The organism is Stieleria bergensis (assembly GCA_007745635.1).
In the GTDB taxonomy this organism is placed as follows: domain Bacteria; phylum Planctomycetota; class Planctomycetia; order Pirellulales; family Pirellulaceae; genus Stieleria; species Stieleria bergensis.
In genome coordinates, this window is record CP036272.1 from 4,864,976 (window position 1) to 4,877,397 (window position 12,422).

Genomic DNA, 12,422 nt, shown 5'->3' on the forward strand with positions numbered 1-12,422 from the left:
CAGTAGAGAGACAGCAACGACACACCAACGCCAATCCAACCTGTGGATGATCATATGCTCGCTCCGTGGAAGTGTCTAACGGTGAGGGTCACGACGGCACAGAGCCGATGCCAGAACAAGCATCCTTAGAGACAGGCATTTCGATCGCCTTTTTGCCTCCGTAGTAGTAATAAGATCCGTATTGGTACTTGTATTCTCGTATAGGAGTACCCGAAAAGACCGCTCCGACGACGTTGCTGCCCAGGAGTTCTAATTTATCCAACATTTTTGCGGCATAAGCCGCCCGACTTTTGTCCCGCATAAAGCTAACGATCGCATGGTCGAATGACTCGGCCACGAGCATTGTTTCTGGCGTTAAGTTCAAGGGCGAGGTGTCCACAAGGATAAGATCGTAATGCTCTCGCAATGAATCTATAAAGCCAGAGACATTGCCCTCGCTGAAAATGCCAAAGGGCGGAGCAGAGAGCCGGCCAGCAGGCAAAAAGTCCAACTTACCAACCGCCACAATTGCATCATCTAGTTCCGATCTTTGCATCAGAACGTCAACCAAGCCGACTTCGTTGGAAACGTCAAACAAGCTATGTAAAGATGGTTTACGCACATCGGCGTCAATGACTAACACCTTAAGGTGTTTTGAATGTCCAAGCATGCAGGCCAAACCGAAGGTTACGGTTGATTTACCTTCGCCCGACACTCCGCTGACGACACCAACGACCTTACCGGCTGAGAGCACTTTCAAACAACCCAGACGAACTGCTAACGCCATAACGGACCTCTCATAGAATTGACGGCCCGACCTTGACCCCCATCGAGGGAATTTTGCAAGTTCTCCAAGCAGACTTAGTTGTGTGATTTCCGTGACGTTCCGAGCTCGTGAAAAGCGCTGGGAGAAAACCTCCACGGTAAGACCTAACCCAAACAGCGCAGCAAAAACCAGCGGATACGCTAACAACTGACGCTTTGTATTGCTGTTTTCCAACGGAGTTTCAGGAAGAGATGCTGAGGCCAGACTGGAAACCACATCTTTGTAACCACCCTCGGTTTTCAAAGCTGCCTCCCGACGTCGCAGCGAGATCAGAACATCCTTTGACACCTCAACATTATCCAGTTCGAACTGAATTGCATTCCACTTTGACTGTTCACCAGCCAAGCGAGCCTTTTCTGCGTTGATCCCGTCATTCAACGTTTTAATCCTGAGCTCCAAATCCGCGATTTGCTGTTTCGCCGCCTTGCCCGCTTTGTCGCGGAGCACAGTTTCAGCCTCCAAAGATGCCTGGGCTTTCCGCAAACTTAGCTGTTCATCAATGTCCCTAATTTTCGCTTCAATCCGAACGAGCCCCTCTTTGAAGACGTTCTCTGAGTCCTCAACGATGATCCGATGCTTCTCGGCAACTAAGCCGGCGCGGAGCCGCGTAAGATCGGTTGCCTCGCCGTCCTCCAACTCGGCGACTCGAACCCCCTCGGAGTCGCTTAAGTCCGCATCTGGGAGCGATGAAAGCTCTTGCTGCACCGCCTTGAGCTGCATGGTTGCGTCCATGTGGGCGCGTTTAAGAGACGCCAAGAACTCTCGTTGCTGAGTCAACTCATCAAGAGGAATCCCAGCAGATCGGGCGGCCAATTGCAAACGCTCCTGCTGGTTCAGAACAGTGGATTCCCACTCCGAAATCGCTGGCCTCAAGGATTCGCGAACGTTACTTAGTTGCGTGGAATCCAAGAGCGTTCTCACAGCCATGAATGACTCCGCGATCGCGTCACTTAGCTGCTTTGCTGCCACGGGATCATTATCGATGAAGGAGATCGCGTACCTGCCTTGTGCTCCTTTCGACGTCAGAGCAACGTTTTCGACAAGATAAGCTAAGTTCCGTGGACCGCCGTCGGTCGTCGGTTTCAACTCTTTGATGAATGGTTGCGCTAGTACCGACTCTAGAACCATCGGAGATTTGAGTAGGGCCTCCTCGCCCTTGGCATCGCTCCCACCCCTCGCTCTAACATCTGAAAAGGCGACGTGGTTGGGGGCAATCTCGACCCAATGCGAAGCTTGGTAACGATCTACCTTCCAGTCGTGAAGAAGAAGGAAAACTAAAGTACAGAGCACAAATCCGGTTGGCAGCACCCAGAGCAAGTGCCGCCTTGCAGTCTGCAGAATCAGACCGAGGCCGATCGCTTGAGACGTTTCTATTTTGTCTAAATCGTCCATTTTTACAGATCAGGGATAGGTGTGAGGGTTTTCGGTATCATCCCGCAAACAACAGCGAAAATAAGGTACAAACCACCCAAGAACGACTTTTGGAATGCCCCCGAAACTTGGTCCAGGGTTATGAAGGTAGGGATTGGGTTACTGAATCACATTCGTTGTGCCGCTTCGACGTAAGGAGCGCAGCGACTGGAGTTGAAGCGGCACAACGGGTCGCGAACTCCGCAGGAGTAAGCCCGCTCAGCGAGCTGTGGGGACGTCGATGGTTGTACGTCGATCTCCATTGCCCGATTACCTGTTGCGCTTCGGCAAGCGTGCTGAACGCTTCGCAGGACAAACACTCGTCACGAAACCGGCTGTGGAAGCTCTCGACATAGCCGTTCTCCCAGGGGCTACCTGGTTCAATGAACGATGTGCCGACATCAATGCGTCCAAGGAAATCGCGGACGCGGCGACTGATGAACTCTGGTCCGTTGTCACTTCGGATAAATGCCGGAATGCCTCGAATTGCAAACACATCCACTAGAAGGGCAACCAAGTCATCGCCGGTGAACCGGCGTGAGACCTCCAAGGCGATGCATTCTCGTGAGTACTCATCGATCAACGAAAGGATCTTCACTGACCGCCCATTGATTGTTCGATCAAAGATAAAGTCAATCGACCAAACGTGATTGATGCGTTCGGCGCGGCGACGGCAGATCCCTCCTGAAACGCTTCCAAGCCTGCGTTTCTTCGTCTTTCTTCGTGGCACTCGAAGACCTTCTCGTTTCCAAAGCCGATAGATTCGTTTGTAATTCACTGTCCATCCTTCGCGGCGTAACATCCGCGTGATCATCCGGTAGCCGTAGCGGGGGAATTCTCGAACCAGTTCGTAAATGCGGCGAAGCAATCGCTCTTCGTCGCTCTTGGATTTCGCTTGGTACCGATGAGTACTCCGCGGTTGGCCAAGCGTTTTGCATGCCCGACGTTCTGACACTGCAAAGGATTTCTGAGCCTTTGCAACAGCCTCACGTCGTCGCGTCGGGCTCAGAAGTTTCCCTCTGCAGCCATCTTGAGGATCTTCTTGTCTAGCTCGGCCTCGGCGAGAAGCTCTTTGAGTCGTTGATTCTCGACTTCAAGCTCACGAAGTCGTTTTGCTTCATCCGACTTCATTCCGCCATACAGTTTCTTCCAACGCTCCCAGGTCGTTACGCTGATTTCAAGCGTTTGAAACACCTCGGCCTCTGTCTTGCCCGCCGCCATCATCGCATCGCCTTCTTGAATCGCCTTCACGATCTGCTCGGGTTTCCGTCGTTTGCGTTTCTTAGTCATAAAAAGTCTCCTTTGGCCAGCTCGGCCGGTAAACCTTCATAACAGATGGATTAGTTTTTGGGGAGCACGCCACTTTTACCCGCAGGCCCCAGACAAAATCTTGCGTGCCGCCTCGAAAACCAGTCCCGAGTGCAGCTAAAGTCTCTTTAGTTAATCCAGCGTGAATCGAGTGTTATAGATTCGCCTCGCAACGCGAACCTCCGATAACGAGAAGTCGGCAAGACAAAGGATCTGGGGCAAAAGCTGTTCGCCGGAATGATGCTATTTACCAATAAGCCCAAACTCTACGCGCCGCATTTGGGTGTCGAACAACACGGCAACATCTTCTTCCGGGGGCAGCATCACCGATGACGGAAGAGAGCCACCGAAACCAGGCCAACCCGAGACGCTGCAGATTGACGCTAAATCGTTGGTTAAGCAGGCGATAGAAGCTGGGTCAAGGAAATAACCCGCGTTAAGCAGCAAACTCGAAGACGACGCGATCTACAATTTTAGTATCGGCTTCGAAGGCATGGGACACTGGGAGTCGGTCGCCGAAATCAGCAACCTTTCGCTGCACGGCGTGAAGAAGTGAGCAGAGGCGATGCGTTAGCTCCCGCGTTGCTCTCAAGGAGTCGCAATGAACGGTTACCCAGTGAGCTGGAACCTCGATCAGTTGCTTTCAGCCGGTGGTGGGGGCTGATTCTCAGCTGCGGCCTCCCCGGCTGGATTTCCGTCAGACGTTGGCTGCTCGGGCGTTTCGTCTGAACCAGCTTCATTCGCCCCCTGCTTTTCTGCAGCAGCTTCCTCCTTAACGGCCTGACCTTCGGAGATTTTGTCTCCTTCTGCCACAGGCTCCTCATCCGCTTTCTCGGCGGCGTTATCTTTATCTTCTGTGGCTTGGGCGTCCGCAGGCTTGTCTTCTGCTTCGGCTTTCTCAGCAGCTACGTCTCGCGACGTATCCTGATTCCCTTCGGCGGCCTTCATCTCAGCGGCTTTCTCGGCGTCGGCCTTGGCCTGTTCGGCGTCGGCCGCGTCACGTTTTCGCTCCTCTTCTTCCAATTCACGGCGACGTTGAGCGGCTTTTTCCTTCTGAGTCTCGCGAACCTCTTCGTACATCTCAACGCGAGCGTAAGACTCTTCGGCCATGAGCTCGACGAAGGTTTCCAGCGGGAATCCTTCTGGAAGATCATTCGAGTCCAAAGCGATCATGTACTGCCGAACTGACTCATAAAGATCATCGGCGGAATCATCAATCGTCAGAATGGGATAGTCGTCGAAGATTTCAGCCCAGAGTTCGAAGGCTTCCTCATACTTTTCCAACGACTCTTTCAGCTGAGCGTTGTCAGCGAACTTCTTGGCTTCGTAGATCAGCCTTCGCGCCTCAATGGTTCGCTCTTCCTGTTCAGCCATGGCAAGGCTTTCCCAGTAGCTGTAGTTAATTTGTTCGCGATAGCCTTCGATCCGGCGAATCCGATCTTCCAACTGGATCATGTTATCGATCAACTCGATTCCCTTGAGCCGTTTATCCGCTGGCAACTCAGCCAGCAGCAGCTTCACATCGGGGCGAATCAATCGCTTGATCTCTGGCATCAATCGTTGCTCAGCCTTCGAGCGATCTTTGGGATCTTTCTGATAGACGTCCAGGTAAGTTCCAGTCAGGGTGCCAACGAGTTCTTTTTCGCGTTCGGTATACAACGGTCCACAAAGAACTTTGAAACGATCAAAGACACGCCCGTGCTCTTCAAGACGATCTTCCAAAGCTCCTAAGCGAACGGTGATATTGGAGGTCGTGGGCAGACTTCGGCGGCCGAATTCAGCCCAACCATCAGCAGCTCGCACCCAAGCGTCCTGAGTTTTCTCGTTGTAAGTGCCTTCTTTCTCGATGGCTTCAGCGAATTTGAAGATGGCTTTGGGTCCGGTCTCAAAAAAGTTGATCGCCGTGATTCGACGCAGCTTGACACCGGCGTCGACCATTGCCGCCCCCTTTTCCAACCACAGGTTGCTGACCAACCAATTGTCGGGCTTGTTGTTTGGTCCTTCGGCTCGCGCGTCAAAGATCGGGAGCCCTTGATTGGCCAACCGAGTGTGTTGCTCGGTATCGTCTGCAAACAGCACACGGAACTCTTTCTTTTCGTCGGAGGTTCCAATCTTGTGACCGTAGAACCAACCGGTGTACCAGATCAATCGCGGTGCCTTGCGGTTCAGTCGGACACCACGTTCGAGATACTCGGTGCCTTCGCGCACCATCTCGTAACGCTGTCGGTAGTCATCAAACTGGACCGACACGTTGTAAGCCAAGTTGTGTGCTTGATGCTCCCAAACTTTGTCGTAACGCGGCTGAAGCAACGAGATGTTATTCAAAGCGGCACGCAGCCGGTCCCATTCGTGCTTGACCTTGTACTCGTGAGCTTTTTGCCAAAGCAACGTTGCCGCGACACCTCGCATCCCCACCGTTGCCAACTTCATGGTGGAACTGGCGGGGCTGATTTCGCCGAGGTTCGCTTCTGAGAACTCGTAAGCATTGCGCATCTGCGCCAGCTGGCCACCTGCATCGTCCCCGCCACCGGTTGGCCGTCCCAACAGGTACAACGGAATGATGCAAGCCAAAATGATCGCGATGTAGATCAGCTTACGCTTTAATTGAGCAGACTGGTTCATGATGCGATTTCGCGAGATTTCAAGATGAAGTAACTAGCAAAGTAAGCCAGCACACAATAACCGAGTGTCACAATTGCGTGTCGAGCAAGTAGTGCGCTAAAAATGTCCACTCCACCGGCCGCATACTCAGCGGTGGAAACCATTCGCGGCAGGTTGGGCAGCGAGGTTGCAATGACATCTAAACCGTAGATGATCACTGCGTCCGCTTTCTTGATGACGACGTTTGCAAAGCCCTCGACGTCAAGTTCGGTGGTCATGGCGTCTTGCTTTAAGGTACGCACCAAGGCCTCGATTGGTCCGCCTCCCAGATTGATTTTGGCGTCCAAGTTGTGGCGGATGCCATAGATCATTTCGGAAGCAAATCCCATCAGCACGCAAACTCCAGTAGCCAACATCGCCACCGGGCCATTGAGCATGGTGCTCCACATCACGCCGAAGGCGATGATCATCGCCATCTGCAACCAAATGGAGATGTAAGCTTTGGTCAGGTTCCAACCGAATCGGGATTCACCATCACTGAGGTAGATACCGCTTTTTGTAACACCGACGTATTGCCCGCCTTCAACACACTTCAAGACGATTTGCAGCTGTCCATCATCAGAGACCAAGTCTTCGAACAGATCCAGCTCTCGGGTGACTTCTTCGCCGTCCTCGCCTCGAACCACTCCCTCTGACTTCAAGGGGAACGGCAACTCAGCGACAACATATTCGTCCACGGGAAAATCACGTGGCACTGTTCGGGCTCCGGTCTTCGGATTCTGAAGACTGAGCGTGTAGTGAATGACCTGGTCGATCTTTCCCTTGTGGGAACGGTAAGCTCGCACTGAGACGCCGATTGGCAAGTGGCCAAGCTCTTGGTAGCGGCCAGCATCAACATCACTGAACGTGAACTCGGCCTTACTCAGACTACGACCACCCTCTACATAACTGTGCTCTAACTTGCGAGCCTCTTTGGCGACACCGACTAAGCGGGCCATGCCTGACTGGGCATAACCGCCACCCATCCGTTCCTGGCCCACATCGATCCCGGCCTCTTTCGGGTTGCCATTGCGGTCGTAGAACTGAATCTCGCCGTAACGTGGGATTCGAGCACGCAGGTGTCCGACGGGCGCCCCGAACGTGATGTTCATCTCGCCGTCAGATTCATCCAAGGTCACCAGGTGCTGGTGGCCGCGAACGGTGTCGGTTAAGCCTTGCGTTTCGCCCGGCTCGATCGTGAATTTGTGTTTGTGCTTGCGAACGTAATCGGTCTCGCCGGTGATCTGACCGGTCTGCTCATCCCGCTGCACGTTTTCGGCCGTCAAGTGAGAGTGACTCAGCCCACGAACGACGAAGACGTAACTGGCCAATCCCATGGGCACCAACATGACGGTACAGATCGCCAGGAACCCCAAAAAACGTCCCATGATGATCTCAGTGATCCGCACAGGCTTGGTGACAATCGTGTAGATCGTTCGCTGTTCGATGTCTTGTGGTAACGAAAAGCAGCTGATGAACAACGCCAGGATCAACATCAAGTAGTTTGTCGCGGTCAAGACAAACACGATGTAGAGCCGTGCGGGGTCATCACTGTCGGGGTTCAAGAACCATCCGGCCAGCATCAAGATCAACAGGAACAGCCCCACAACGAACAGAACTTTACGTCGCCGTGCTTCGGTAAAGGCCAACTTGGCGAGTGCAAAGATCCGCTGGAATCGGGTGCCGGGCAGATCAACAATGAAGAAGTCTCGCACCGCTTTGGCAACAGCGTAAAACGCTTCACCGGGTCCGTAACGAAGTGCCGAAATCACGTATCCGATCAAGGCACCGAGCAACATGCCGAGCACCAACAGCACGACACCTTTCAGCGCTGCACTTTCAAGGACTTTTCCGTCGCGGAAAAGCCACTGTTGAACGGACCAAAAATCATCTGGTTGCAAGTTCATCGCTATCAGTTCTCCGATCCATCGGTTGCGCTGGACTGTTCCGATTCGCTGGCTTGGTCAGAGGACTGGCTGCCGCTGGAGATCATTCGAGCTCCGGGGCGTGCCTCACTTTCGCGAACAATGTTTAGGAACAAGTCTTCCATCGTGGCAGTTGGATTGTCAATCGATTCGAGTTCACCGCCGTGCTTGGCGATGACTTCGGCGATTTCTTTCTTGGCCTCTTCGGTCAGTCCCTTGGCGTGAACTTCGGTGACCTCTTGGACTTTCAGCAAGTCGCTGACTCGGCCAAGTTCTTTCAGTTCGCCTTGGTGCAAAATCGCGACCCGGTCGCAAACGTCTTGAACGTCGCCCAGCTGGTGACTGCACAAGAGGACCGTCTTGCCTTGATCACGCAGGGCCAAAATCAGGTCCTTCATTTCGCGGATCCCGATCGGGTCCAAACCCGTGGTCGGTTCGTCAAGCAGGATCAGGTCGGGGTCATTGATCAGAGCTTGAGCCAGCCCCACACGGCGTCGCATCCCTTTACTGTATTCTCGCAGTTGGCGGTAGCGTGCCCCTTGCAACCCAACCAGCCGTAACAGCGACTCCACACGTTGCTTTCGCATCTCGGCCGACATATCGAACAGACGACCGTAGAAGTCCAGTGTTTCCTCTGCATTGAGGAACTGGTACAGGTATGACTCTTCGGGCAGGTAACCGATCTTTTCGTTTTTCTTCGTCTCGGTCGCATCTTTGTCGAAGACGAGCACACGGCCGCTGGTGGGGAATAACAGGCCCAGGATCAGCTTAATCGTCGTCGACTTGCCGCTACCGTTAGGCCCCAGCAGTCCGAAAATCTCGCCTCTGCGAACTTCGATGTCCAGCGACTTGACGGCATGAACCTTCTTCCGACCCCAAAAATCCTTGTAGATCTTATTGAGGTTGCGGGTTTCAATGATGACGTCACTCGACTCGGGCGACGCGGGGCTTGCCGAGGTGGTTTGATCGCTATCTGATGCAGCAACTGCTGTTGATTCGGTGTCCACGAACAAAGGTTTCCGTAGGAAAGGTCAAAAAAACGGATCCCCAACACCTGCGACGCGTCGTCGAAACAGGGGAGGCAACGTCCTGAGGATGGCGGCTCGCCTACCATTGATGCCGGTCAGCGAACCCCCAGAGGCAAAAGACAGCGAGTGTCCGCTGGGGACAATCACGGTGCCATTTCCGGAAGCTCCGGACACAGCACACTTTTGCCGTCGCCCCGGAAATTCCGGGTCGTGATAACGCTACGCAAGTCAACCCGCCGAGGTTCACGACTTTCCAAATTCCTTGTCGAATCCGCCCCCGCAACGGCTCAGCGCCCGCTCAGCAACGGTTCAGCAACGGCGGTTCGCTGGATTTCCGGCACTCTCGGCACACAACAAGGCGCGGCTTGGTCAGCTGCCGCCAGCGTCGAAACCATCGCTCCAGACGTCCGAACGGACCGACAGAAACACCCTCCACAATCAGGCTTTGGGCTCGACTTGTGCATCCCAGCAAATCCCTTCACACTAACGCTGCCAGCGATCGGGCTTTCGGGGCGTTTAGAATGCCTGCAAGCGGCAGCATCCGACAGTCCTCCTGGCCTCTTTCCGCAATCCCCGGTCAGACCAAAAACCTGATCGCCTCAATCGATTGGGGCCGTTCGTAACGCTGGCAACATCGCTGTGCTCAATCCAAAGTCCACAGACAAGATCTCAAACCAGGAAGCCGTGCAATCCGCTGGATCCGTGCCAGCGGCAAACACCTCCGTGGCGGCAACCCGCGATGAGCCACTGGTGAACCAGCCAGCGGGACGCGCTGAAACGTTGACATCGGCCCAACGCGAACAATTAGCACAAGCCACTGACTTCCTGTTCCATCGCATCGACTTCGAACGCTCTGGGCAACGTGACCATCCGTTCAAACTGCAGCGAACCGAAGAACTGTTTCGCCGACTGGGCTTGGCCGCTTACTTAGCCGACCCAAACGGAGCCCAGAAAGCCGCGCCGATCCCAGTGATTCACATTGCAGGCACCAAGGGCAAAGGCAGCACGGCCACGATGGTCACATCGATGTTGCAGCAAGCCGGCTACCGTGTCGGACTGTACACTTCGCCACACCTGAGTGACCTTCGCGAGCGATTTCGCATCAACTCGCAGATGTGCTCTGTCGACGAGCTTCGTCAACTGATTGAACGCTTGCGGCCGGTCGTTGATGACATGGATCAAGCAGGACAACCGGTCTCGTTTTTCGAACTCACCACCGCACTGGCCATGCTGTACTTTGTTCGCAGTCAAGTCGATGCGATCGTGCTAGAGGTCGGCCTGGGTGGTCGCCTGGATAGCACCAACGTCTGCCAAAGCACCGTGACGGCGATCACTTCGATCGGATTGGACCACCAACAAATCCTGGGCGACACGGTGGAAAAAATCGCCGCCGAAAAAGCTGGCATCATCAAAAACGATGTTCCTCTGATCAGCGGTGTTGCCAGCGGCGGGGCCGCCAAAGTCATCGACCAACTGGCCCAACAGGCGAACGTCCCCTTTTCCAAGCGTGGCCGAGATTTCTCTGCGTCCATTTTGCAACAGCACGCCACTGGCAGCCAGTTTGATTTCCGATGGCACGGTGCCCCGCACGCTCCCGATCAATCCGGGCATCAGCAACCCCATCCGATGGAACTCAAGTCACTGCAACTCGGACTGCTAGGATCACACCAAGTAGACAACGCAGCCGTTGCGATTGCGATTCTCAAGACACTGGACCACCGAACGCCACTGAGCATTCCTCAATCGGCAATCGCACAAGGCTTGAATCCAATCGAGTGCCCAGGCCGGACCGAGCGACTGTGGATTGATCCTCGCGACATCGTCTCACCTGAACAAGTCTCACACGCGAGTCGCCAACTGCCGGATGAGCAATTGGTGATTGTTGACACGGCACACAACGGTGATTCGATTGCAGCACTTTGCCAGGCTCTTCGCTCTCGATTCAAGGACAGCGATCAGCCCCACAGCGGCGAAGGTGCGGACAAAAGCACCTTGAAACGACCGCTAGCGTTCGTGTTTGGAACCACCAACGACAAAGACATTGCAGGGATGGCAGAGTCCATCACCGAGATCGCTGATGCGGTGTTTGCAACGCAATACACGACCAATCCGCGCGCCTTGCCTGCCCAGCAGTGCCATACGGCGTTCGGCCAAGCGATGCAAACTGCCTCACCATCAAAGCCAACGCGGGACTGTCAGATTCATTTGATCGACGCCCCTGAAACGGCCTTGCAAAATGCGCTGCTGTGGGTCAACCAACACGGCCAACCATCACCCACTGGCAAGCCAGCAAACGCGGGAACAGTTGTGGTGTGCGGTTCGTTTTTCTTGGCCGGCCAACTGCGTCCCCAATTATTGGCTGCGACAACAGACCTGGCCCACACGAGCAAGACCGCTTGCTGCCAACACGCAACCGTCACGCACGGTGACTCAAACGAATCTGTTCGTCTTCAGCCCTAAAGACTCCACTGCGCGAGAAGCCCTTTGTCTGCTAACCACCCTTCATCCAGTTCGGCGCCCAAGCAGCGTTCGGCAGCGGTGCAGTTATGGCACTGTGCGGCATCGGAGCAGACTCCCGGCGCCAACGAACATTGGTGTGAAAGAGTCATGCCGGCTTCGGAACGGAGGGAGGCTGATCGCTTTCGTCGACCGACGACGCGCAATCAGCACGTCATCGGGCGCGGGATGGCCAGATTCTTGCTTTGCCATCACGCACAAGGGCCTGACCAGACGTCGCCCGACGAAATCAGTTTCTCACTGGGACCACATGGCAAACCAGCCGTCGCCACTCCAGCTCATTTGAATCACCCCTTTAACGTCGCCCACACGTCAGGAATGGTCCTCTGTGCGGTGGCCGGTCAAGGTGTTCAGCGACTGGGCGTCGATGTCGAATCGGTCCAACGACGCACCTCCCTGGAACTGGCTGAACGATACTTTGCTGAACCAGAGGTTCGCTTTCTGGCCAACCAGAACGCAGCGGATGCTCGGACGGTGTTTCTGCGAATTTGGACGTTGAAAGAAGCGTTTGTCAAAGCCATGGGAACCGGTTTGCAGACACAACTCGATCAGTTTGCCTTTGTCGACATCCTTTCGCCTCGACCGGAGATTGAATTTCTCAACCCTGACCTTGGTGACGCTTCAGATTGGCGTTTCGAATGCTTGCAACCACGCGATGGTTACTTGGCCGCAGTCGCGATTGAAACCACGCACGACGCCAAACACGATTCCGAGTGGCAGTTGCAGGCCAATCCCTTCGAGTCCTTGATGGATCACTCCGCACGCCAGGCTTAGCGATCACCAAGGGTG

At 54.5% G+C, this 12,422-nt stretch carries 6 protein-coding genes and 1 pseudogene; 2 read left to right on the plus strand and 5 right to left on the minus strand.

Annotation, left to right across the window (positions count from 1 at the left end):
• Positions 1 to 88: 88 nt before the first annotated feature.
• The 5 genes and pseudogenes from SV7mr_RS17175 to SV7mr_RS17195 all read right to left on the minus strand — a co-directional run bounded on the left by SV7mr_RS17175 (position 89) and on the right by SV7mr_RS17195 (position 9,095).
• Positions 89 to 2,197, minus strand: a complete 2,109-nt coding sequence (locus SV7mr_RS17175; RefSeq protein WP_145274911.1) for a polysaccharide biosynthesis tyrosine autokinase — start codon at positions 2,195 to 2,197, stop codon at positions 89 to 91.
• Between the two features lie 220 nt (positions 2,198 to 2,417).
• Positions 2,418 to 3,505, minus strand: a pseudogene (locus SV7mr_RS17180) (IS3 family transposase); the annotation flags it as partial.
• 651 nt (positions 3,506 to 4,156) lie between these two features.
• Positions 4,157 to 6,145, minus strand: a complete 1,989-nt coding sequence (locus SV7mr_RS17185) for a prolipoprotein diacylglyceryl transferase (RefSeq protein WP_145274916.1) — start codon at positions 6,143 to 6,145, stop codon at positions 4,157 to 4,159.
• Positions 6,142 to 8,070: an ABC transporter permease gene (locus tag SV7mr_RS17190; protein WP_145274919.1), complete on the minus strand. Its 1,929-nt coding sequence runs from the start codon at positions 8,068 to 8,070 to the stop codon at positions 6,142 to 6,144. The genes SV7mr_RS17185 and SV7mr_RS17190 overlap by 4 nt, the downstream gene beginning before the upstream one ends.
• Positions 8,071 to 8,075: 5 nt before the next feature.
• On the minus strand, positions 8,076 to 9,095 hold the full coding sequence (locus SV7mr_RS17195; protein WP_145274922.1) for an ABC transporter ATP-binding protein: 1,020 nt from the start codon (positions 9,093 to 9,095) through the stop codon (positions 8,076 to 8,078).
• Positions 9,096 to 9,800: 705 nt separating this feature from the next.
• Between SV7mr_RS17195 and SV7mr_RS17200 the strand changes: the two genes are divergently transcribed.
• Both SV7mr_RS17200 and SV7mr_RS17205 read left to right on the plus strand, forming a co-directional pair.
• Positions 9,801 to 11,576, plus strand: coding sequence for a bifunctional folylpolyglutamate synthase/dihydrofolate synthase (locus tag SV7mr_RS17200; RefSeq protein WP_419187522.1), 1,776 nt, complete (start codon positions 9,801 to 9,803; stop codon positions 11,574 to 11,576).
• Positions 11,577 to 11,600: 24 nt separating this feature from the next.
• On the plus strand, positions 11,601 to 12,407 hold the full coding sequence (locus SV7mr_RS17205) for a 4'-phosphopantetheinyl transferase family protein (RefSeq protein WP_419187523.1): 807 nt from the start codon (positions 11,601 to 11,603) through the stop codon (positions 12,405 to 12,407).
• Positions 12,408 to 12,422 lie beyond the last annotated feature (15 nt).

Bases quoted from the DNA above. Each gene is read 5' to 3' on its own strand.
- SV7mr_RS17175 (WP_145274911.1), bottom strand. From the start codon at position 2,197: ATGGACGATTTAGACAAAATAGAAACGTCTCAAGCGATCGGCCTCGGT.
- SV7mr_RS17185 (WP_145274916.1), bottom strand. From the start codon at position 6,145: ATGAACCAGTCTGCTCAATTAAAGCGTAAGCTGATCTACATCGCGATC.
- SV7mr_RS17190 (WP_145274919.1), bottom strand. From the start codon at position 8,070: ATGAACTTGCAACCAGATGATTTTTGGTCCGTTCAACAGTGGCTTTTC.